Source organism: Erwinia sp. LJJL01 (assembly GCF_047300805.2).
Lineage (GTDB): Bacteria > Pseudomonadota > Gammaproteobacteria > Enterobacterales > Enterobacteriaceae > Erwinia > Erwinia aphidicola.
In genome coordinates this window covers 2,849,251-2,871,594 of record NZ_CP178576.1, presented here as the reverse complement: position 1 = coordinate 2,871,594, position 22,344 = coordinate 2,849,251, and the positions used below count along the sequence as shown (strand labels likewise).

The following is a 22,344-nucleotide window of genomic DNA, read 5'->3' as shown; positions in this document are numbered from 1 at the left end:
GAAGCAGCTTTCGCAAGGGAAAAGCCACGCCCGGCGCGGCTGCGGGCAGAGTTTACCCGTCAGCGGCACGCGGAATTTTGCGCAAGGTCAGGAATTATTTAATAGCGGAAGGTCATGGTGGCGATGATACGGCGGTCTCGCCCCCAGTAGCAGGCATAGCCGGACATGCAGCTCGCCACATAATGACGATCGAGTAAGTTATTAATATTTAACGCTACATTTGAACCGGGTAAGCCAACACGCGCCAGATCGTAACGCATTACCGCATCCACCAGCGTATAGGGTTTAACCTTGAAGCTGTTGGCCGTATCGCCCCAGCTGCTGCCGACATAGCGCACGCCGCTGCCCAGCGTCAGGCCGCTCAACGCCGTCTGGTGGAAGGTATAGTCAGCCCATAAAGAGGCCATATTGGCGGGTATCTGATACGGGCGGCGGTCTGACTGCTCGCTGCCGTCTCGCGCGTAGCGCACGTCAGTAAAGGTATAGGAGGCGCTCAAATTGAGGTTGAGGTTTACCGCCGCTTTAGCCTCAAGCTCCAGGCCGCGCGATCGCGTTTTACCCGCCTGCTTGCTGAAAGACCCCATCCCCATTCCGGCACCGACGCTGGTATCCACCACCAGATTTTTATTTTTCACCAGCTGAAACAGCGCCGCCGTCAGCACAATCGGGCGATCCTGCGGCACAAACTTCAGGCCGAGCTCATACTGCTTGCCGCGTGAAGGTGAAAAGGTCTGATGATGGACATCGCTGCCGGATGTCGGTTGAAAAGATTCGCTGAAGCTAAAGTAAGGTGCAATACCGTTATCAAACGGATAATTTACCCCGCCGCGCCAGCTAAACTGCCGATCGTGACGACGGTTGGTGCTGTGCGCAACCCGGTCAAAGGCGGAGGTCATCGCCCAGTCATAACGTCCGCCTAACGTCACCACCCACCGCCGCCACTGCGCCTGATCCTGCGCGTAGATCCCGGTTTGCTGCTGGCGATCCAGCATTTTTTGCGGCATCCGCCCCAATTCCGGGATGCTGTCATTGCCATAATGCGGGTCGAGCAGATCCAGCGGATCGGCGAAACCATAAAAGCCGTTTATATCATCGCGCATGTGCATATAGTCGACGCCAAACAGCAGGCGGTGATCCAGCGGACCGCTGGCGACTTTCCCTTCCATCTGGGTATCGACATCGATATTGCTCAGCCGCTCGTCAAAATGCGCTGAAGAGCGCATCAGGGTTTGCGGCGCAATATACCCGATGCCGTTGAAGCCGGTGCTGTGCGAGTCAAGATGCATATAGCGCACATTCTGCCGCACCTGCCAGTTATCGCTGAGATCGTGTATCAGGCGATAGCCAGCCAGGTTCTGCGTATGCTGATAGCGCCCGCTGCGCTCGCCATCGCTAAACCGGGTCGACAGTTTATGCTGCTTACCATCCGCAGTGACAAACGGGTCCACCGTGCCCTGACGGGGCAGCCAGCCGTTATAGCCTGATTCGGGTTCGTGCTGAAATTGGGTTAACAGCGTCAGGCTGGTGTGCGCATTTGGCTGCCAGCGAAAGGAAGGCGCAACCGCATAGCGCTTCTCGCGCGCATTCACCTGCTGCGCATCGTTACTGCGGGCCAGCCCGGTCAACCGCCAGCTATAGCGCGGGTCATCATCGACAGTATCGCTAAAATCGAAGCCGGTCTCATACAGATTCTGGTTACCCATCTGAAACTGGATCTCGCGCAGGCGCTCTCCCAGCGGCTGTTTGCTGACCAGCGAAATTAGCCCGCCGGGGCTGCTCTTGCCATACAGCACTGAGGCAGGCCCGTGCAGGACTTCGACGCGCTCCAGCATGTAAGGGTCAATGGCGGCCAGTGAATAACTGTCGCCCTGCAATTTGATGCCGTCCAGATACTCGTTGATATTTTGCTGCCCACCAAAGCCGCGGATCGCGACATTATCAAACAGATTGGCACTGCCGCTGGCGTTCACCGTCACACCGGGGGTGTAGCTGAGGGCTTCTTTGACCGACTGTGGCTGCATGCGCTGCAGCTCTGCAGCGGTCACCACCGAAACCGACTGAGGAATTTTTTCTAGCGCCGTATCGGTTTTACTGCCGCTGGCACTGCGTTTTGCGGCGATGGTTGCGGCAGGGCCCCACGCATCCTCCTGTGGCGGCGCATCATGCGCATTGACGGTAAGCGTGGTGGTGGTGGCAAAGCAGTTTGCGGCCAGCAACAGAGGAAAATAACGGCTGATCGTTCTGGAAACCGCATAAACATTCATTGTCGTTTCGCTCATCCTTTATCCATGGCAAGTTCCATGTCGGGCAGATAATGCAGGATGAAGCAAAAGAAAAGTTGATCTAAAAAGCGGCTACCCTGAGCCGCTTTGCCTGTTTTACTGCGTGCAGTTTACTGGCCGGAGCCCGCGTTCAGCTCAGCTTTGACCAGTTTTTCCTGCTGGAGAAAAGCAGGAATCGTTTGCAGACGAGCATACTCGATCGCCCCGACGTAACGCCCGGCATTGACATCGCTTTGCCAGTGCGCGCCACAAATCACCCGGCTCTGCCCGAATTCCCAGGCGCGCTCCGCCAGCTCCTTCGCCCGCTCGGGTTTTGCCTGCGACAGCACCAGCGCCAGCAGCGTGCCGTAGGTGGTGTGGCCGGAGGGGTATGAGCCATTTTTACGCAGCGCCGGTTCATCGGCGGGCTGGCAGGTGTGATGGTTGAACACCACAAAAGGACGGGTGCGCATATAGTAGTTTTTCGCCCCGTCCGGCGCGTAAGCACCGCCGAGGATCAGCAGCTTCTGCAGCATGCTCCAGGTCGCAGGGGTTTCATCTGGACTGATAGTGACCCCAAGCACTGGCGAGAAGATTTTGGCAATATTCTCGACGTGCAGGTTGGCATCCTGAGTGGCTTGCTGCCAGCGCGGCGAGCCCTTCATCGCGTAGCCTTTTTCATAAGCCGCCTTGTCATAGGAATACGCGGAGCTGCCCTCTTTTGGCGGTGGTGGCAGGTAGTACTGGCTGTCGACAGCCTGAGCTGCGGTGTGGAAAGGAGTAACGCTGGTGTTGTCAGCCTGTGCGGAGAGTGCGGTGAGTAAAGCACCGCCTAACATCAGGCTGGAATATAACGCATTAAGTTTCATTGAAATTCCTTTTTATGAGTAAAAGCAGGCTTATCCTCACTGAAAGGCAATGCAAAAAAAGATATGCAGATCTCATTTTATTTTTTATTAGATCTATTTGGACTCTTTTGGCACTCAAAATCAAAAACAGTAACGTAATCAATTAACTAAAATAGCCGCTATTCGACACAAATTCTGAATAACAGAGATAAAAAAAGCCGGTTTCCCGGCTTTTTTTACAATCAACAATCGCTGTTACTTGCCGAACATATCTTTAATCCAGCCCGCTACGCCATCGCTGTCCTTCTGCTCATTTTGCTGCTGTGGCTGACCCTGCTGCGGTTGCTGCTGGCTATTCTGCTGCTGCAACATCTGCTGCTGCTGCTGAATCTGCTGCTGCTGTTGCTGACACAGCGCCTCAGCATCGGTGGTCCAGACCGGCAGGGTACGCCAGCTGCTGCTGGCACTGCCGCAGACAAAGTTGCCGGCAGAATCAACGCTCATCGGCGCGATATCTTCCGGCGGCGTCAGCTGCAGCGGCATCGGCGCCTGGTTAGCCAGATAGCGCTGGTAGAGCTGCATGGCACCGCTTGAGCCATAGACCTTGGTCGGCTGGTTGTTATCACGGCCAATCCAGGTGATCGCCACCTCTTTGCCATCAATACCGGCAAACCAGCTGTCCACCAGGTTATTGGTGGTACCGGTTTTACCCGCCAGGCTGGCGCGAGGATATTTGGCACCCAGCGCGCGCGCGGTACCGTGATCGACCACCTGCTGCATGGTGTAAAGCGTCAGGTAGGCGGCCTGAGCAGGTACTGCACGTTCCGCCTGTGGGAAACTCTGATACAGCACGCTACCATCTTCAGCAATCACCGAGCGCACCGCAGAGAGCGGGGCACGGCTGCCGCCGCTGGCAATGGTCTGGAACGCCTGCGCCACTTCAATCGGGGTCAGGTTAAGCGCCCCCAGCAGCATCGCGGGTACCGGGTTGAGCTGATCTTTCGGCACGCCCAGTTTAGTCCAGGTATCCACCACCTGCGGCAGCCCCAGCGTCATGCCAAGGTTAACCGTCGGCACGTTCATTGAGCGGGTCAGCGCATCCACCAGCATCACCTGGCCGCTGAATCGACGATCGTCGTTCTGCGGTTTCCATACCTGGCCATTCGGCTGCTTCAGCGCAATCGGGTTATCGGCAATCCAGGTATTCAGGCGATAGGTATCCGGCTGGCTGAGGGCGGTCAGATAAGTCGCTGGTTTTGCCAGAGAACCAATCGAACGGCGCGCCTGCAGCGCACGGTTGTAACCGGCAAACTGCGGATCGGCACCGCCCACCATGGCACGCACTTCACCGCTGAAGCGGTCAACGATCACCATGGCCGTTTCCAGATCGTTCAGGCCACGCTGTTTGCGCAGCGCCGGCATCCCCTCTTCCACCGACTTCTCGGCCGCATCCTGCGACACCGGGTCAAGGGTGGTGAAGATTTTCACCCCGGAGAGATCTTTGATTTTATCGCCGAGCTTCGCCTGCAGTTCGTTACGCACCATCTGCATAAACGCCGGCTGCGGCGTGATCACCCCCCCTTTCGGCTGCACCCCCAGCGGGCGGGCGCTCAGCATGTCGTACAGCTCCTGGTCGATTACCTTCTGCTGCTGCAGCAGGCGCAGCACCAGGTTGCGGCGCTCCAGCGCCAGCTTCGGATTACGCCATGGGTTATAGAGCGACGCGCCTTTCACCATCCCCACCAAAAGCGCCTGCTGGTCGAGGCTCAGCTCGTCCACCGGGCGGCCAAAGTAGTAGAGGCTGGCCAGCGGGAAGCCGCGGATCTGATCGTTACCGGCCTGTCCGAGGTACACCTCATTCAGATACAGCTCGAGGATGCGGTCCTTGCTGTAGCGCGCATCCATGATCAGCGCCATATAGGCTTCGTTGGCTTTACGCCACAGCGAGCGCTCGTTGGTCAGGAACAGGTTCTTCACCAGCTGCTGGGTCAGCGTACTGCCGCCCTGCACCGCACGCCCGGCGGTAATGTTGGCGAGGAAAGCACGGCCAATCGAGTAGAAGCTGATGCCGTCATGCTGATAGAAGTGGCGGTCTTCGGTTGCCACCAGCGTATCCACCAGCAGGTCAGGGAAGCCGGCACGCGGCACAAACAGGCGCTGTTCGCCGTTCGGCGACTGCAGCATAGTGATCAGGCGCGGATCGAGGCGGAAGAAGCCAAAGCTGCGGCCGCTGTCGAGGTTTTTGATGTCGCTCAGCTGGTCGCCGCTAAAGCTCAGGCGCGCGCGGATCTGCCCCTCTTTGCTGTCGGGGAAATCAAACGGGCGGCGGATCATCTCAATGCTATTACCCTGCACGGTAAATTCACCGGGCCGCGTCATACGCGTCACTTCGCGGTACTGCGTGCCTTCCAGCAGGGCGATCATCTCTTTCTTGTTGTACGACATACCCGGCTCAAGGCTGACCATGCGGCCATAAACCGTCGCCGGCAGCTGCCAGACTTTGCCGTCAATGCGGCTGCGGATCTGGGAATCCAGATAGACACCATAGATGGCCATCACCACGGCAAACAGCAGGAACAGCTTAATCAGTAAGCCAATCCAGCCTCTTTTCTTACGCGGTGAGCGTCCTTTTCCTTTACGTGGCACCGGGGTTACCTCCTCGTCATCCAGGTCTTCATCCTGATCGTCATACTCATCATATTCTTCCTCTTCCCTGCGGCGACCTCGCCCCGCTTTGTTACGCGGCGGCTTGGGCTGCTTTCCTTTACGCCCGATAGGTTCGCGATCGTCAGACATGTGTTTCATTTCTCCAGGGGCACGCGTCGGCCAGGCCGACTACTCTCGTCGCACAGGGGCCGTTACGGAAGTGGAACCTTCCGAATATTCGGGCCACGATTCAGTACAGAAAAATCACGTCGCGGAAAACTTTTTCACGCGCCGCGTCGGTAATGTATTTGCCGGGTCATCCGGCCACAGATGTTTGGGGTAGCGCCCTTTCATCTCTTTTTGCACTTCCCGGTAAGCCCCGTTCCAGAACGCCGCCAGATCGCGGGTGATCTGCAGCGGGCGCTGCGCCGGGGATAGCAGCTCCAGAACCAGCGGAATGCGCCCTGCGGCAACGCTGGGATTGTGCGCTTCGCCGTACATCTCCTGCAGACGCACCGCCAGGGCGGGCGGTTTATCAGCAGAGTACTGGATCGGCAGGCGGCTTCCGGTCGGCACAGTGTAATGAGTTGGCAATGCAGTATCCAGTTGCTGTCGCTGTGACCATGTGAGCAATTGTAATAACGCAGCGGCACAGTCGAGCTGGCGCAGGCCACGCGCATCGCGCACGCCATTCATCGCGGGCAGCAGCCAGCGCTCCAGGCGCTCCAGCAGCGCGGGCTCATCGGCGGCGGGCCACTCCTCTTCCGGCAGCCACTGCGCGGCACAGACCAGCCGCAATCTTAGCTGCTCTGCCTGTGGCGTCCAGTTCAGCACCGATAAACCTTTGCTGCGCACCCAGCGCAGCATCGCCGCGTGCAGCTCCTGCTCGTCCGGTTTCGCCAGCGGCTGCGACTTCAGCACCAGCTGGCCGACCTGCTCACGGCGCCAGGCGCGCAGCGTGCCTTTCTCTTCATCCCACTCCACTTCAGTTTGCTGCGTCAGCAGAACAGGAAGCTGGCGCACCAGCTGGTCGATATCCAGCGGCAGCGCCTGCAAAATACGCGCGTCGGGTTGGCTATGGCTCTGCAGCAGCTGTGGCGCAATCAGCCACTCGTAGCGGGTTAAGCCCTCTTCACGATCGAGCGCGGCCCCGCTGCCGTTCGCCAGCTGATAGCGCCCCTCGGCACCGCGCCGCCGCGCGATGCGGTCCGGGAAGGCTACCGCCAGCAGCGCCGGAAGGCGATCTTCATCCAGCGTTCCACCACTGACCTTCAGCCGCTGCTGCAGCTGACGGGCGCGGCGCTGCCACTGCGGCAGGCGGCGCTGGAAGCTGTCGCGCAGGTCGGGGCTGCCGCGCTGCGGATCCTCCAGCATCGCCACCAGCTGAGCGGCGGTGGCGACCGCATCGGCATCGCTGCCGGCGGCAATCAGCATCGCGGCAAAGCGCGGTTCGCTGCCGAGCGCGGCCATTTTGCGCCCCTGCGCATTCAAACGCCCGTCACCGTCGGTCGCCCCCAGCTTTTGCAGCAGCTGACGCGCCGCCTCGATACCCGCGGCGGGCGGCACGTCCAGCCAGTTAAGCTGGTTGATATCGTGGCAGCCCCACTGCAGCAGATCGAGCCACAGCGCCGCGAGATCGCTGGTGAGTATTTCCGGGTCGCTGTGGGCGGCAGCGCGCTCCGCCTGCTCCTTTGCTATCAGATGCAGGCAGATGCCGGGTTCGAGGCGCCCGGCGCGCCCGGCACGCTGGGTCATCGAGGCCTGGCTGACGCGCCGGGTTTGCAGGCTGGTCAGCCCGCTGCGCAGGTCGAAAAACGCGCTGCGCTCCAGCGCGCAGTCCACCACCAGACGGATGCCCTCGATGGTTAAGCTGGTTTCGGCGATGTTGGTTGCCAGCACCACTTTGCGCCGCCCGGCCGCGGCAGGCAGGATAGCCCGGCGCTGATCCGCCAGCGACAGCGCACCGTACAGCGGGCAGAGGTCAACATCGCTGGCGACAAGGTCGCTAAGCGCACTCTGCACACGCTGGATCTCCGCCACGCCGGGCAGAAACAGTAGCAGCGAGCCGCTCTCCTCGCGTAATAGCTGGCTCACCTGCCGTGCCACCGCATCGTCAAAGCGCAGCGTGGGGGAGAGCGGCTGGTAGCGGCGATCTACCGGGAAGGATCGCCCCTCGGAGGCGATCAGCGGTGCATCCGGCAGCCACTCGCGCAGCCGCGAGTTGTCCAGCGTTGCCGACATGATCAGCACTTTCAGATCGTCACGCAGCCCGCCCTGCACGTCCAGCAGCAGCGCCAGCGCCAGATCGCCCTGTAAACTACGCTCGTGAAACTCATCAAGGATCACCAGCGACACGCCCTCCAGCATCGGATCCTGCTGCAGCATGCGCGTCAGGATCCCTTCCGTCACCACCTCTAAGCGTGTGTCAGGCCCGCAGCGCGACTCGCCACGCATGCGGTAGCCCACGATCTCGCCCGGCGGCTGGCCCAGCAGCTCGGCCAGCCGCTGTGCAACGTTGCGCGCCGCCAGCCTGCGCGGTTCCAGCAGCAGGATGCGCCCGCTGAATCCCGCCTGCTGCAGGATCTGGAGCGGCAGCCAGGTGGATTTTCCGGCGCCGGTCGGGGCAGCCAGCAGCACCTGCGGGGCGGATTGCAGTGCCGCCAGCAGTTCGGGTAGGACGGCACTGACCGGTAATGAACTCACGTATTTACTCCAGAACGCCATGGTCATAATCTGCGGCGCATTGTAGCATTCCCGGGTTTGATTTACCGGAGGACGCGATGAGCGCACAAAAACGGCTGTTTTTCGGCCTCGAACTGCCGGATGAGTGTAAGCAGAGCCTGATCCAGTGGCGCGCCGCGACCTTCCCGGCGGAAGCGGGCCGCCCGGTAGCCGCCGACAGCCTGCACCTGACGCTGGCGTTCCTCGGCGAAATCAGTGCGCAGAAGCAGCGGGCGCTGATGCAGCTCGCCGGCCGCATTACGCAGCCCGCTTTTACGCTGACGCTGGATGATGCCGGGCACTGGCCGCGCTCCGGCGTGGTGTGGCTGGGGCCGCGCCAGGCGCCGCGCGGGCTGCTGCAGCTGGCAGAGCTGCTGCGATCGCAGGCGGCACGCAGCGGCTGTATGCAACCTGCTCTGCCTTTTCATCCGCATGTCACATTACTGCGCCACGCTCTGCACCCGGTGTCGTTGCCGCCGCGCAATTTTCACTGGTCAGTGCCGGTCGAGCGCTTTGTCCTGTTTCAGTCACATTTTACGCGCGGTCGCACCCGCTATGAAGAAGTGGCGGAATGGAAATTACGATAAGGAATTCCTATGGAATTTAGCCCGGACCTGCAACCCGCGCGGCTGGTTAAACGCTATAAACGCTTTCTGGCTGATGTGGTCACCCCGCAGGGTGAAGAGCTGACAATCCACTGTGCTAATACCGGGGCAATGACGGGCTGCGCCACGCCGGGCGACACGGTGTGGTATTCGACATCGGCCAGCCTGACGCGAAAATATCCGCACAGCTGGGAGCTAACCGAAACGCAGCAGGGCGACTGGATTTGCGTCAATACCTTACGCGCCAATGGGTTAGTGCGCGAGGCACTTAATGCAGGCCAGATTGCGGAATTATCCGGTTACGATACGCTGCTGCCTGAAGTTAAATATGGCGCAGAAAACAGCCGGATAGACTTCCTGTTACAGGCAAGCGATCGCCGTAACTGCTATATTGAAGTCAAATCCGTGACGCTATTACAGCAGGGTAAAGGGTATTTTCCGGATGCGGTGACCGTGCGTGGCCAGAAACACCTGCGCGAGCTTAGTCAGATTGCGCAATCGGGCCAGCGGGCGGTACTGTTCTTCGCCGTTCTGCACTCGGGGATTGAGGACGTTGCCCCGGCGCGACACATTGATGCTCGCTACGCAGAACTCCTGTCGCAGGCCCGGCAGAATGGTGTAGAGGTGCTATGTTATAAGGCGCAGTTATCACCGGAGGGGATGGTTCTCAGAAAAGCCCTGAAAGTGGAGTTGTAAAATTTAGCGCAATTTGCTTTTATACTGCCGATCGCGCAAATACGCTTTTCCTCACATGCTTGTCAAGGCGTGATCAGGAATAATTGCTTACCTTAACCGCTTCTGGTATTTATAGCGGCCTGTTTTTTTCCCCATGTGGGATCGATACCCGAAGATTTCGGGTTGCGGGATAGCGACCAACGCCCCTGCAGCTTAAAGATGAAGGGTGTAGTGCGTGTTATCCAGGAGAAGCAACATGCAAGAAGGGCAAAACCGTAAAACATCGTCCCTGAGTATTCTCGCCATCGCTGGGGTGGAGCCATACCAAGAGAAGCCGGGCGAAGAGTATATGAATGAAGCCCAGCTGGAGCACTTCAAGAAAATTCTTGGGGCGTGGCGTAATCAACTCCGGGATGAAGTCGATCGTACGGTCACACACATGCAGGACGAAGCCGCTAACTTCCCGGACCCGGTCGATCGTGCCGCTCAGGAAGAAGAGTTCAGTCTTGAATTGCGTAACCGCGATCGCGAGCGCAAGCTGATTAAAAAGATCGAAAAGACGCTGAAGAAAGTTGAAGACGATGATTTCGGCTACTGTGACTCCTGTGGCGTTGAAATCGGTATCCGTCGTCTGGAAGCGCGTCCTACCGCCGATCTTTGCATCGACTGTAAAACGCTGGCAGAAATCCGCGAAAAACAAATGGCCGGTTAACGGCATATGATTGTGCAGTGAAGCGGGGAATCTCTCCCGCAGTCGCTTCACTGCCCATCTTCAAGATGATGACCTCAGACTATATCGGGCGCTTCGCCCCCTCCCCCTCCGGTGAACTTCACTTTGGCTCTCTGATTGCTGCTTTAGGCAGTTATCTCCAGGCTCGCGCACAGCATGGCGCGTGGTACGTACGCATTGAAGATATTGACCCGCCGCGTGAAGTCCCCGGTGCGGCAACGCGTATCCTGCAGCAGCTGGAGCAGTACGGACTGGAGTGGGATGGAGAAGTCCTGTGGCAGTCGCAGCGCCATGAAGTCTACCGCGCCGCGCTCGATCGACTGCAGCGTGACGGGCACAGCTACTACTGCACCTGCACGCGCAGCCGTATTCAGCAGGTTGGCGGGCTGTACGACGGCCACTGCCGGGCGCTGGGGCTCGGGCCGGAAAACGCCGCGCTGCGCCTTAAGGTTGATCGTCCGCTGAGCGAATTTCACGACCAGCTGCGTGGCAGCGTCAAGGCCGATGCCAGGCTGGCGCAGGAAGACTTTATTATTCATCGCCGCGATGGGCTGTTTGCCTATAACCTTGCGGTGGTGGTGGATGACCATTTCCAGGGCGTGACGGAAGTGGTGCGCGGCGCGGATCTGATTGAGCCGACCGTGCGTCAAATCACGCTCTACCATCAGTTTGGCTGGCCTGCGCCGCGCTATCTGCACCTGCCGCTGGTGTTAAACCATGACGGCAATAAGCTCTCCAAGCAGAATCATGCGCCGCCGCTGCCGGAAGGCGATCCGCGCCCGGCGCTGGCAGCAGCGCTGCGTTTTCTCGGTCAGCCGGTGGCAGAAAGCTGGCGCGATCTGAGCGTTGCCGCGCTGTTACAGCACGCAATCGGTGACTGGAAGTGCAAAAATATCCCAATAAACGACGCGCAGCAGTAGCATACACCGACTTCGGCATTCTCAAACGCTTCACTCTGAGCTATGATTAGCCGCTGTTTTTACCGACCAAATTTCATTGTCACTATCGAGGTGTCCCATTTTTACCCGAGTTGCTAATTTTTGCCGGAAAGTCCTCAGTCGCGATGACGTGGCGCCAGCCGAGGTCGAGGAAGTGCGTCAGATGACCGTCATTCCGCGCGATAGTCATAACATCTCGCGCAAGGACATCAGTGAAAATGCCCTCAAGGTACTGTATCGCCTGAACAAAGCCGGATTCGAAGCCTACCTGGTAGGCGGCGGCGTGCGCGATTTGCTGCTGGGTAAAAAACCGAAAGACTTCGATGTGACCACCAACGCCACGCCGGATCAGATGCGTAAACTGTTCCGCAACTGCCGTCTGGTCGGTCGTCGCTTCCGCCTCGCGCACGTGATGTTTGGCCCGGAAATTATCGAGGTCGCCACCTTCCGTGGTCACCATGAAGCGGAGCAGCCGGTTGCTGATGACCGCAACAGCTCGCAGCGCGGCCAGAATGGTATGCTGCTGCGCGATAATATTTTCGGTTCGATTGAAGATGACGCCCAGCGCCGCGATCTGACGATTAACAGCCTCTATTACAGCGTGGCCGACTTCACCGTGCGTGATTACGTGGGTGGCCTGAGCGACCTGCAGCAGGGCATCATCCGGATGATCGGTGACCCGGAAACCCGCTACCGTGAAGACCCGGTGCGTATGCTGCGCGTGGTGCGCTTCGCCGCCAAGCTGGACATGAGCATCGCGCCCGAAACCGGTGAGCCCATCCCGCGTCTCGCTACGCTACTGAACGATATCCCACCGGCACGCCTGTTCGAAGAGACGCTGAAGCTGCTGCAGGCGGGTTACGGTCATCAAACTTATCTGAAACTGCGTGAATATCAGCTGTTCCAGCCGCTGTTCCCGATCATCACCCGCTACTTCACCGAACAGGGTGACAGTAATATGGAGAAGATGATCCTGCAGGTGCTGAAAAATACCGATAACCGCATCCACAACCAGATGCGTGTTAACCCGGCGTTCCTGTTTGCGGCGATGTTCTGGTATCCACAGCTGGAAGCCGCGCAGAAAATTGCCCAGGAGAGCGGGCTGGTCTATTACGATGCCTTCGCGCTGTCGATGAATGACGTGCTGGATGAGGCGTGCCGCTCGCTGGCTATTCCAAAACGCATTACCACGCTGGTGCGGGATATCTGGCAGCTGCAGCTGCGCCTGTCGCGCCGCCACGGTAAGCGTGCGTGGAAGCTGATGGAGCATCCGAAATTCCGCGCCGCTTACGACCTGCTGGCACTGCGTGCCGAAGTGGAAAACAACCACGAACTGCAGCGTCTGACCACCTGGTGGGGCGAGTTCCAGGTTTCTGCGCCACCGCAGCAGAAAACCATGCTCAACACCCTGGGCGATGATCCGGTGCCACGCCGCCGCACCCGCCGCCCGCGCAAGCGCGTTCCCGGCGGCCAGCGCCGCGACCATAACAACGACGCATGATCCGCGTTTATCTGGCGCTGGGCAGTAATCTGGCCGACCCGCTGCATCAGGTGCAATCTGCCCTGAATGCGCTGGCGGCCCTGCCTGATACCACGCTGGTTGCCACCTCTTCTCTTTACCGCACCCCACCTTACGGCCCGCCGGACCAGCCTGATTTTCTCAATGCTGCCGTGGCGCTGGATACGGCACTTGCGGCCGAAACCCTGCTCGACCATACCCAGCGCATTGAGCTGGAGCAGGGGCGCGTGCGCAAAGCGCATCGCTGGGGGCCGCGCACGCTTGACCTCGACATCATGCTGTTTGGTGAGCAGACGCTGAGCACGCCACGCCTGACGGTCCCCCACTACGATATGCACAATCGCGCCTTTATGCTGCTGCCACTGCTGGAGATCGCCCCCGACCTGACCTTGCCTAACGGCACCCGCATCGCGGATTTGCTGGCGACGCTCGACAGCAGCAGCATCCGGCACTGGTAATCGGCAAACCGCGGGCCGGGCATGCCCGGCCCCTACGTAGGGGCGAAGCATGCCTCGCCCGCGACCTCACCCGCGACCTGTCTCGTGACCTGCTCCGTGACAATGCTGACATCCCTCTCCCCTTCCATTAAGATACGCCCAACAGAAAATGCCTAACGGGGATCTGATGAAACCGACTACCGTCTCGACCTTACGCCAGTGGAAGCAGCAGGGGCACAAATTCGCCACCATCACCGCCTATGATTACAGCTTTGCCCGCCTGTTTGCCGATGAGGGTATTCAGGTCATGCTGGTGGGTGATTCTCTTGGCATGGTGGTTCAGGGCCACGACTCCACGCTGCCGGTCACGGTTGCCGATATCGCATACCACACGCAAACCGTGCGCCGTGGCGCCCCCGCTGCGCTGCTGCTCGCTGACCTGCCGTTTATGAGCTACGCCACGCCACAGCAGACCTTTGACAGCGCCGCGACGCTGATGCGCGCCGGGGCCAACATGGTGAAGCTGGAGGGCGGCAAGTGGCTGGCGGAAACGGTGCAACAGTTAACCGAACGCGCGGTGCCGGTGTGTGGCCACCTCGGGCTGACGCCGCAGTCGGTGAATGTTTTTGGCGGGTACAAAGTGCAGGGTCGTGAAAGCGCCGATGCCGAGCGCCTGCTGGAAGATGCACTGGCGCTGGAAGCAGCAGGCATACAGCTGCTGGTGCTGGAGTGCGTGCCGGTTTCGCTGGCAAAACGCGTGACCGAGGCGCTGGCCATCCCGGTGATTGGCATTGGCGCGGGCAGCGTCACCGACGGTCAGATACTGGTGATGCACGACGCCTTTGGCATTACCGGCGGTCACATTCCTAAATTTGCCAAAAACTTCCTCGCTGAGGCCGGAGAGATCCGCGCCGCAGTGCGTCAGTATGTGGCAGAAGTTGAAGCCGGAAGCTATCCGGCCGCTGAACACAGTTTCCAGTAAACCAGGAGAAACACCGTGCTGATTATTGAAACCCTGCCGATGCTGCGCCGCGAAATTCGCCGCTGGCGCCAGGACGGCAAGCGCATTGCGCTGGTGCCAACCATGGGCAACCTGCATGACGGGCATATGACCCTGGTGGATGAAGCGCGCGCGCGTGCCGATATCGTGGTGGTGTCGATCTTCGTTAACCCGATGCAGTTTGAGCGCGCGGACGATCTGGCGCGCTATCCGCGCACGCTGCAGCAGGATTGTGAAAAGCTGAACCGCCGTGGCGTTGATCTGGTGTTCTCCCCGGCACCGGGCGATGTCTATCCCAAAGGGCTGAGCGAGCAGACGTTTGTTGACGTCCCCGGCCTTTCCACCCTGCTGGAAGGCGCCAGCCGCCCGGGGCACTTCCGCGGCGTTTCCACCATCGTCAGCAAGCTGTTTAACCTGGTGCAGCCCGACCTCGCCTGCTTTGGCGAAAAGGATTACCAGCAGCTGGCGCTGATCCGCAAAATGGTGGCGGATATGGGCTACGATATTGATATCGTCGGCGTGCCCACCGTGCGTGCCAAAGATGGCCTGGCACTCAGCTCACGTAACGGCTATCTGAGCAGCGATGAGCGTAAAATCGCCCCGGTGCTGAGCCAGGTGATGCACAGCATCGCTGCAAAACTGGCAAGCGGCGAGCGCCACGTGGAAGAGATGATTGCGGCGGCGGAAAGTGAGCTGGCAGCGCAGGGCTTACAGGCCGATGGGCTGGCGATTGTGGATGCCGATACGCTGCTGCCGCTCAATGTCGACAGCCAGCGTGCGGTGATCCTGATGGCGGCCTGGCTCGGCAAGGCTCGCCTGATTGATAACCAACAGGTTGATCTGACCCAGTAGACAGACGTGCGGCGCCGGGTAATACTGGCGTCCGTTTTTTGCATTGACTGTAGAGTGATGAGTTATGAATCGTACTATGTTGCAGGGCAAACTCCACCGGGTCACCGTGACCCAGGCTGACCTGAATTACGAAGGTTCCTGCGCCATCGATCAGGATTTCCTCGATGCTTCCGGCATTCTGCAATACGAAGCGATCGATATCTATAACATCAACAACGGCCAGCGTTTCTCAACCTACGCTATCGCCGCCGAACGCGGTTCGAAAATCATCTCGGTCAACGGTGCGGCAGCGCGCTGTGCCTGCGAAGGGGACCTGCTGATTATCTGTTCGTACGTGCAGATGTCGGACGCAGAGGCCCGCGAGTGGCAGCCGAAGGTGGCCTATTTCGAAGGTAAAAACCAGATGAAGCGCGTGGCGAAAGCGGTGCCGGTTCAGGTGGCGTAAAAGCCAAACATGTAGGGGCCGATCGGAAAATGATCGGCCCCTATCCATCAGGTACGTAATCCGCGACCGCGCTGGATCAGCACCCACACCAGAATATAAAACACCGCGATAAACGCCACCAGCACGCCCAGCGTAAACGCCAGCGGCACATCGTTAATCCCGAGGAAACCGTAGCGGAATCCGCTGATCATGTAGACGATCGGGTTCAGCTTCGACACCATCTGCCACACCGGCGGCAGCAGCGTCAGCGAATAGAACACCCCGCCAAGGTAGGTCAGCGGCGTCAGCACGAAGGTCGGGATCAGGCTGATATCATCGAAAGTCCGGGCAAATACCGCATTCAACAGGCCCGCCAGCGAGAACAGCACCGCCGTCAGCAGCAGCGTCACCGCCACCATCAGCCACGAATGCACCTGGAACGGCACGAAGAACAGCGAAATCGCCGTCACCAGCACGCCCACGCAGATCCCGCGCGCCACGCCGCCGCCGACATAACCGGCGATAATCACGTGCGTCGGTACCGGTGCCACCAGCAGCTCTTCGATATTGCGCTGGAACTTGGCGCTGAAGAACGACGAGGCCACGTTGGCATAGGCATTGGTGATCACCGCCATCATAATCAGGCCCGGCACAATAAACTGCATATAGCTGAAGCCGTGCATCTCACCGATGCGCGAGCCAATCAGGTTGCCGAAAATAATAAAGTAGAGCGTCATGGTGATCACCGGCGGCACCAGCGTCTGGATCCAGATGCGGGCGAAACGGTTAATCTCTTTACCCCAGATGCTCTTCAGGGCGACCCAGTATAAATGTGTCATGCTTTTTCTCCTGTGCGCCCGTTAACCAGGTCGACAAACAGCTCCTCAAGGCGGTTGGCCTTGTTGCGCATACTCAATACCTGCACGCCCTGATGGCTGAGCTGGCTAAACACGCTGTTCAGCCCCTGCTCACGCAGCACTTCCACTTCCAGCGTCGAGGTATCAATCAGCCGGTACTGGAAGCCTTCCAGCTTCGGCAGCGGGCTTTTAGCCGCGAGGTCGAGAATAAAGGTTTCCGATTTCAGCTTAGAAAGCAGGCCCTTCATTGAGGTGTTTTCCACCAGCTCACCGCGCTGGATAATGCCGATATTGCGGCACAGCATTTCGGCTTCTTCCAGATAGTGGGTGGTCAGGATAATGGTGGTGCCCTGCGCATTCAGCTCCTGCAGGAAGGTCCACATTGAGCGGCGCAGTTCGATATCCACCCCGGCGGTTGGCTCATCGAGGATCAGCAGCTTTGGCTCGTGCATCAGCGCGCGGGCGATCATCAGGCGGCGCTTCATCCCGCCGGAAAGCATGCGCGCACGTTCGTTGCGTTTATCCCATAAATCCAGCTGCTTCAGGTATTTTTCCGCACGCTTTAACGCGTCTGGTTTCTCCACGCCGTACAGTCCGGCCTGGCTGACCACAATCTGCATCACGGTTTCAAACTGGTTAAAGTTGAACTCCTGCGGCACCAGCCCGAGCTGACGCTTGGCGTTGACCACGTCCTGCTGCAGGTCATAGCCAAACACCCGGACTTTGCCGCCGGTTTTGTTAACCAGCGAGCTGATAATGCCGATGGTGGTAGATTTACCGGCGCCGTTAGGGCCGAGCAGCGCATAGAAATCACCGGCCTCGACAGCGAGATCGATGCCCTTGAGCGCCTGAACCCCGCCTGCGTAGGTTTTGGTCAGCTTTTCAAGTTCCAGTGCATATGTCATAGGTAAGAGAGAGCCCTGTATTTGTATAGGTTTCTTGTTTGTCATTTCCAATCACGGAGCGTTGCCCTATATTACGGTACGCATTTCGAGGTAGTGGCAGACATCATTATGAAAGACATTAACACCCTTATCAGCAACAATCGCCAGTGGTCCAAATTACTGAAAGAGGAAGATCCCGGTTTCTTTGAACGCCTGTCTCTGGCGCAGAAGCCGCGCTTCCTGTGGATTGGCTGTTCTGACAGCCGGGTACCTGCCGAGCGCCTGACCGGGCTGGAGCCGGGTGAACTGTTTGTTCACCGCAACGTCGCCAACCTGGTGGTGCACACCGATCTCAACTGCCTGTCGGTGGTGCAGTACGCGGTTGAAGTGCTGGAAGTGGAACACATTATTATCTGTGGTCACTACGGCTGCGGCGGCGTTCAGGCGGCGGTGGATAACCCGGAACTCGGCCTGATTGACAACTGGCTGCTGCATATCCGTGATTTGTGGTACAAGCATAGCGCGTTACTCGGTGAACTGCCGCCGGAAAAGCGCTTTGATAAACTTTGTGAAATCAACGTGATTGAGCAAGTTTACAACCTCGGCCACTCCACCATCATGCAGTCAGCGTGGAAACGCGGGCAGAAGGTCAACATTCACGGTTGGGTTTACGGTATTCAGGACGGTTACCTGCGCGATCTGGAAGTCTCCGCAACCAGTCGTGAAATCCTCGAACAGCGCTATCGCCACGGTATCGCCAACCTGCTGAACGACCCGGATCTCAATCCGTAATCCACATTTATAACCTTGCTCTAAATAATTCACGCTGGATGACAAAAACGCCATGCGTTTTTGAACAGCACCAGTGCTGGCCCCGTAAGGGGCGAGGCCCAAACTTGGGCCGAGTAACGCGGCAAGCCTGCGAATCCCCAGGAGCATAGGTAACTATGTGACTGGGGTGAACAGGAGAAGCCAACGCACAGCCAGCTTGAAGAATGACGAGCAAGCGCAGTATGGTATTACAGGCCGGAAACTCCGGCCTTAGTCGATTGTGCTGTGGATAAACCTGCGATTACTCGTCCAGCATCACCACTTTGCCCACGTACGGCAGGTGGCGATAGCGCTGGGCATAGTCAATGCCGTAGCCCACCACAAACTCGTCAGGAATGGCGAAACCGACATACTCTACCGGCACGTCCACTTCGCGGCGGGAAGGCTTATCCAGCAGGGTGCAGATCGCCACGGATTTCGGGCCGCGCAGGTTGAAAAGCTCACGCACTTTGCTCAGCGTATTACCTGAATCGATAATATCTTCGACGATCAGCACGTCTTTACCGCGAATATCCTCATCCAGATCTTTAAGGATTTTCACATCACGGGTGCTCGAGGTGCCATTTCCGTAGCTCGACGCCGTCATAAAGTCGACTTCGTGGGGGACATCAATGGCGCGACACAGATCGGCCATAAACATAAATGAACCGCGCAGCAGGCCAACCAGCACCATTTCACTACCGCTGTCACGGTAATGTTCAGTGATTTGCTGGCCGAGTGCGGCAACGCGGGATTTGATCTCCGCTTCGGAGATCATAACTTCAACGGTGTGTTTCATAGCTCTTCGTCGATTGCTCAGGGAAAGCGCCGCAGTTTATCACACTTCTCACGCCCGACGCTCGCTGTTGCGCAACGTGGTTTTCATTCGCGCGTGACAGACATATAGACTGCTGTACGTTCAGATAGCCACATTTCATATCGCATAATGATTTAACCATAGAGCGTTTATTCATTTATCAGCACAACCTGCCACATGCTAGCTTAGCGTCCACAATGATAAAACATCATGCCAACGGGCAGGAGAGCACATGGCTTCATCACATTCCAAAAAGACGCATATCGGCACGCGCGAGCTGCAGCCCGAAACGCAGATGCTGAACTACGGTTATGACCCGGCGCTCTCTGAAGGCGCGGTTAAACCCCCGGTGTTTCTCACCTCGACCTTCGTGTTTAACAGCGCGGAAGAGGGGCGGGATTTTTTTGATTACGTCTCGGGCCGCCGTGAACCCCCTGCGGGCGAAGGCAACGGGCTGGTCTATTCCCGCTTCAACCACCCCAACAGTGAAATCGTCGAGGATCGGCTGGCGATCTACGAGCGTACCGACAGCGCGGCGCTTTTCTCGTCGGGGATGTCGGCGATCTCCACCACCCTACTGACCTTTGTGAAACCGGGTGATGTTATCCTGCACTCACAGCCGCTGTATGGCGGCACCGAAACGCTGCTAAGCAAAACCTTCCACAATCTTGGCGTGACCTCGGTGGGCTTTAGCGATGGTGTTAATGAAGCATCGGTACAGGCGGCGGCGGATGCCGCGATGGCGCAGGGGCGGGTATCGGTGATCCTGATTGAATCCCCGGCGAACCCGACTAACAGCCTGGTGGATATCGCGCTGATTAAGCGCGTGGCCGACAAAATTGAACAGCAGCAGCAGCACCGCCCGGTGATTGCCTGCGATAACACCCTGCTCGGCCCGGTGTTTTCCCGCCCGACGGAGCACGGGGCGGATATTTCGCTCTATTCCCTGACCAAATATGTCGGCGGCCACTCGGATCTGATCGCCGGGGCAGCGATGGGCAATAAGACCCTCATCCGCCAGGTGAAGGCGCTGCGCAGCGCAATCGGCACGCAGCTCGATCCGCACTCCAGCTGGATGATTGGCCGCTCGCTGGAGACGCTGGCACTGCGCATGGAGCGGGCGAACGATAATGCCGCCGCCGTGGCGGAGTTTCTGCGTAGTCATCCGGCGGTCGAGCAGATTCACTATCTGCCATTCCTGGCGGCGGACTCTGCGGCTGGGAAAACCTGGCGCGCCCAGTGCAGCGGTGCCGGTTCGACCTTCTCGTTCGATATTCGGGGCGGTCAGGAGGCGGCATTTAAGTTCCTCAATGCGGTGCAGCTGTTCAAGCTGGCGGTCAGCCTCGGCGGCACCGAATCTCTCGCCAGCCATCCGGCCAGCACCACCCACTCCGGCGTGCCGCTGGAGGTGCGCGACCGCATTGGCATAAAATCCTCTACCATCCGTTTATCGATCGGTATTGAGAACAAAGATGATTTGATCGAGGATTTGCGCCTGGCACTGGGATAGAGGCGGGCGAGGCATGCCTCGCCTGGCACTGGGATAGAGGCGGGCGAGGCATGCCTCGCCCCTACAAAGGCAAGGAGATGTTTTCGTAGGGGACGACCTTTTTTCCGGTCGTCCCGTTTAGCTGGCACCCTCGGGCTTATGCCACGGTAAACCCGAGCATCATCCCGGTGTCTTCGTGCTCCAGCAGATGGCAGTGCGCCATATAGGCCTGGTCTGGCGTGGCCTGATGGTTAAACCGGACCAGCACTTCGCTGCGCCAGCCCTCAACGCGCACCGTGTCCTTCCAGCCGCTGCGGTGCGGTGCGGGCGGTTTACCGTTTTCTGACAAAATGCGAAACTGGGTACCGTGAATGTGGAACGGATGCAGCATCTCATCGCCTTCGCCCGAGATAGTCCACTTCTCATACGCGCCCTGCTTCACTTCGAACGCGGGTTTATCCATGTTGAACGCCACGCCGTTGATCTGATTTCCCTGGTGGAAGTCCCAAGCTTTCGGCGCTTTGGCATGATCCATTCCCGCCATCTCGCCGTGATCCATCCCCGACATCGCCATCTGCGGCTTAGCGTCCGCCTTGCCGCTGTCGTGCGCATCCATACTCATGCCTGCCATCGACGCATGGCCGTACTTCTCCATCAGCGCCTGCATGCCGCGACGGTCCAGCTCAGGGTCCATCATCAGCTGTAGCCAGCGCGTATTGGCGCCCTGCGCCGCGGGCACGGCAGGCATCTCAACCAGCCTATCCGGCAGCGTGCCGCTGGCCTGCACCTGCAGCGGCGCAATCGACAGTACCGGCAGCGGCTGGTTAAACGGCGGTAGCGTCATCCCCATCTGGCGCACCGGCAGCGTTTGCAGGTCGAACGGCTTGCCATCGGTGGTATCGACCAGCACTTCGAAGCGCTCGCCCGGCATCATCGGCAGCTCGCTAACCTGCACGGGTTCACCCAGCAGCCCGCCATCGCTGGCAATGACATACATCGGGCGCTTATCGCTGGTGGTGATATTCAGCGAGCGGGCGTTACAGCCGTTGAGCAGGCGCAGGCGCAACCAGCCGCGCGGCACGCCCGCCTGCGGGTAAATCGCCCCGTTAGTCAGCATGGTGTCGCCAAACCAGCCGACGGCGGCACTCATGATATCCAGCTGATAGTCGATCTGGCTGCCGTCAGCGGTTAGCCGCTTGTCCTGCAGGATCACCGGAATATCATCAATGCCCCACTGCTTTGGCAGCAGCAGCTTGCCGCTCTCCGGGTCGTTAATCAGCACCAGCCCGGCCAGCCCTTGCGCCACCTGATAACCGGTACGGCCATGCTGGTGCGGGTGGAACCAGCAGGTCGCGGCAGGTTGGTCCGGGGTAAAGGTCACGCGGCGGCTCTGGTTAGGCGCAATGCGCGCCTGGGGTCCGCCATCGACCTGGCCGGGCAGCTCCAGACCGTGCCAGTGCACCGTCGTCGCTTCCGGCAGGCGGTTATACACGGTGATGTTGACCTCTTTGCCACGCTCCAGCTGGATTGCCGGGCCAAGCAGAGCGCCGTTATAGCCCCAGGTAGGGACATTTTTTCCGCGCCAGCTGCTGCTGCCCGCCTGCGCGATCAGGCTAATTTCACTGCGTGCATCGGCAGTGAGTAATGAGGGGATCGGCAACAGCGGCCGCTGTTCCGCCGCCATCAGCGAGCAGCTCCACAGCGGCAGTGCGCTGGCAGCGCCCAGCGCGGCGCTTAATTTGAGAAAATCACGGCGTTGCATCGTCCATTCCTTGCGTCAAACGTGAATAATGCGGGCAGCATAAACCCTGCCCCAGCGGTAAGGTCAAGC

At 59.0% G+C, this 22,344-nt stretch carries 19 protein-coding genes; 11 read left to right on the top strand and 8 right to left on the bottom strand.

Annotation, left to right across the window (positions count from 1 at the left end; translation table 11 throughout):
• Positions 1-98: 98 nt before the first annotated feature.
• The 4 genes from fhuA to hrpB all read right to left on the bottom strand — a co-directional run bounded on the left by fhuA (position 99) and on the right by hrpB (position 8,458).
• Positions 99-2,279 carry a ferrichrome porin FhuA gene (gene fhuA, locus ACLI4M_RS14165; RefSeq protein ID WP_253538468.1) on the bottom strand — a complete coding sequence of 727 codons (2,181 nt, stop codon included), beginning with the start codon at positions 2,277-2,279 and terminating at the stop codon, positions 99-101.
• 113 nt (positions 2,280-2,392) lie between these two features.
• Positions 2,393-3,100, bottom strand: coding sequence for an acid phosphatase (locus tag ACLI4M_RS14160; RefSeq protein WP_133625116.1), 708 nt, complete (start codon positions 3,098-3,100; stop codon positions 2,393-2,395).
• A 264-nt stretch (positions 3,101-3,364) separates the two neighbouring features.
• A complete protein-coding gene (gene mrcB / locus ACLI4M_RS14155; RefSeq protein ID WP_133624431.1) occupies positions 3,365-5,905 on the bottom strand; it encodes a bifunctional glycosyl transferase/transpeptidase in 2,541 nt (846 codons plus the stop codon).
• A gap of 114 nt (positions 5,906-6,019) precedes the next feature.
• Positions 6,020-8,458 carry an ATP-dependent helicase HrpB gene (gene hrpB, locus ACLI4M_RS14150; RefSeq protein WP_133624433.1) on the bottom strand — a complete coding sequence of 813 codons (2,439 nt, stop codon included), beginning with the start codon at positions 8,456-8,458 and terminating at the stop codon, positions 6,020-6,022.
• A 77-nt stretch (positions 8,459-8,535) separates the two neighbouring features.
• On the opposite strand from hrpB, the gene thpR reads away from it, so the two are divergent.
• From thpR to panD, 9 genes are all read left to right on the top strand, one after another.
• The gene (gene thpR, locus ACLI4M_RS14145) at positions 8,536-9,063 is read left to right on the top strand and encodes an RNA 2',3'-cyclic phosphodiesterase (RefSeq protein ID WP_133624435.1); all 528 of its coding nucleotides are present in this window, start codon (positions 8,536-8,538) and stop codon (positions 9,061-9,063) included.
• A gap of 9 nt (positions 9,064-9,072) precedes the next feature.
• On the top strand, positions 9,073-9,777 hold the full coding sequence (sfsA, locus tag ACLI4M_RS14140; protein WP_133624437.1) for a DNA/RNA nuclease SfsA: 705 nt from the start codon (positions 9,073-9,075) through the stop codon (positions 9,775-9,777).
• Between the two features lie 235 nt (positions 9,778-10,012).
• Entirely contained in the window at positions 10,013-10,468 is a 456-nt protein-coding gene (dksA, locus tag ACLI4M_RS14135; RefSeq protein ID WP_048914966.1) for an RNA polymerase-binding protein DksA, read from the top strand.
• 68 nt (positions 10,469-10,536) lie between these two features.
• Positions 10,537-11,406 carry a tRNA glutamyl-Q(34) synthetase GluQRS gene (gene gluQRS, locus ACLI4M_RS14130; protein ID WP_133625117.1) on the top strand — a complete coding sequence of 290 codons (870 nt, stop codon included), beginning with the start codon at positions 10,537-10,539 and terminating at the stop codon, positions 11,404-11,406.
• 97 nt (positions 11,407-11,503) lie between these two features.
• Positions 11,504-12,925, top strand: a complete 1,422-nt coding sequence (gene pcnB / locus ACLI4M_RS14125) for a polynucleotide adenylyltransferase PcnB (RefSeq protein WP_208864919.1) — start codon at positions 11,504-11,506, stop codon at positions 12,923-12,925.
• A complete protein-coding gene (gene folK, locus ACLI4M_RS14120) occupies positions 12,922-13,401 on the top strand; it encodes a 2-amino-4-hydroxy-6-hydroxymethyldihydropteridine diphosphokinase (RefSeq protein ID WP_133624439.1) in 480 nt (159 codons plus the stop codon). The genes pcnB and folK overlap by 4 nt, the downstream gene beginning before the upstream one ends.
• A gap of 166 nt (positions 13,402-13,567) precedes the next feature.
• Positions 13,568-14,362 carry a 3-methyl-2-oxobutanoate hydroxymethyltransferase gene (gene panB, locus ACLI4M_RS14115; protein ID WP_048914973.1) on the top strand — a complete coding sequence of 265 codons (795 nt, stop codon included), beginning with the start codon at positions 13,568-13,570 and terminating at the stop codon, positions 14,360-14,362.
• A 15-nt stretch (positions 14,363-14,377) separates the two neighbouring features.
• Positions 14,378-15,232, top strand: coding sequence for a pantoate--beta-alanine ligase (gene panC / locus ACLI4M_RS14110; RefSeq protein ID WP_133624441.1), 855 nt, complete (start codon positions 14,378-14,380; stop codon positions 15,230-15,232).
• Positions 15,233-15,296: 64 nt separating this feature from the next.
• Complete coding sequence (gene panD, locus ACLI4M_RS14105; protein WP_099754623.1) at positions 15,297-15,677, top strand: aspartate 1-decarboxylase; 381 nt, start codon at positions 15,297-15,299, stop codon at positions 15,675-15,677.
• 47 nt (positions 15,678-15,724) lie between these two features.
• Here panD and ACLI4M_RS14100 read toward each other — a convergent pair whose 3' ends face one another.
• Both ACLI4M_RS14100 and ACLI4M_RS14095 read right to left on the bottom strand, forming a co-directional pair.
• Entirely contained in the window at positions 15,725-16,495 is a 771-nt protein-coding gene (locus ACLI4M_RS14100; protein WP_048914961.1) for an ABC transporter permease, read from the bottom strand.
• A complete protein-coding gene (locus tag ACLI4M_RS14095; RefSeq protein ID WP_133624443.1) occupies positions 16,492-17,418 on the bottom strand; it encodes an ABC transporter ATP-binding protein in 927 nt (308 codons plus the stop codon). The genes ACLI4M_RS14100 and ACLI4M_RS14095 overlap by 4 nt, the downstream gene beginning before the upstream one ends.
• Positions 17,419-17,526: 108 nt before the next feature.
• Between ACLI4M_RS14095 and can the strand changes: the two genes are divergently transcribed.
• Positions 17,527-18,189, top strand: coding sequence for a carbonate dehydratase (gene can, locus ACLI4M_RS14090; RefSeq protein ID WP_048914959.1), 663 nt, complete (start codon positions 17,527-17,529; stop codon positions 18,187-18,189).
• A gap of 280 nt (positions 18,190-18,469) precedes the next feature.
• On the opposite strand, the gene hpt is transcribed toward can, so the two are convergent.
• Complete coding sequence (gene hpt / locus ACLI4M_RS14085) at positions 18,470-19,006, bottom strand: hypoxanthine phosphoribosyltransferase (protein WP_048914958.1); 537 nt, start codon at positions 19,004-19,006, stop codon at positions 18,470-18,472.
• A gap of 250 nt (positions 19,007-19,256) precedes the next feature.
• Between hpt and ACLI4M_RS14080 the strand changes: the two genes are divergently transcribed.
• Positions 19,257-20,534, top strand: coding sequence for a cystathionine gamma-synthase family protein (locus tag ACLI4M_RS14080; RefSeq protein WP_133624446.1), 1,278 nt, complete (start codon positions 19,257-19,259; stop codon positions 20,532-20,534).
• 136 nt (positions 20,535-20,670) lie between these two features.
• Here the strand turns inward: ACLI4M_RS14080 and cueO are convergent, their stop codons facing one another.
• Entirely contained in the window at positions 20,671-22,275 is a 1,605-nt protein-coding gene (gene cueO, locus ACLI4M_RS14075) for a multicopper oxidase CueO (protein ID WP_133624448.1), read from the bottom strand.
• Positions 22,276-22,344: the final 69 nt, after the last annotated feature.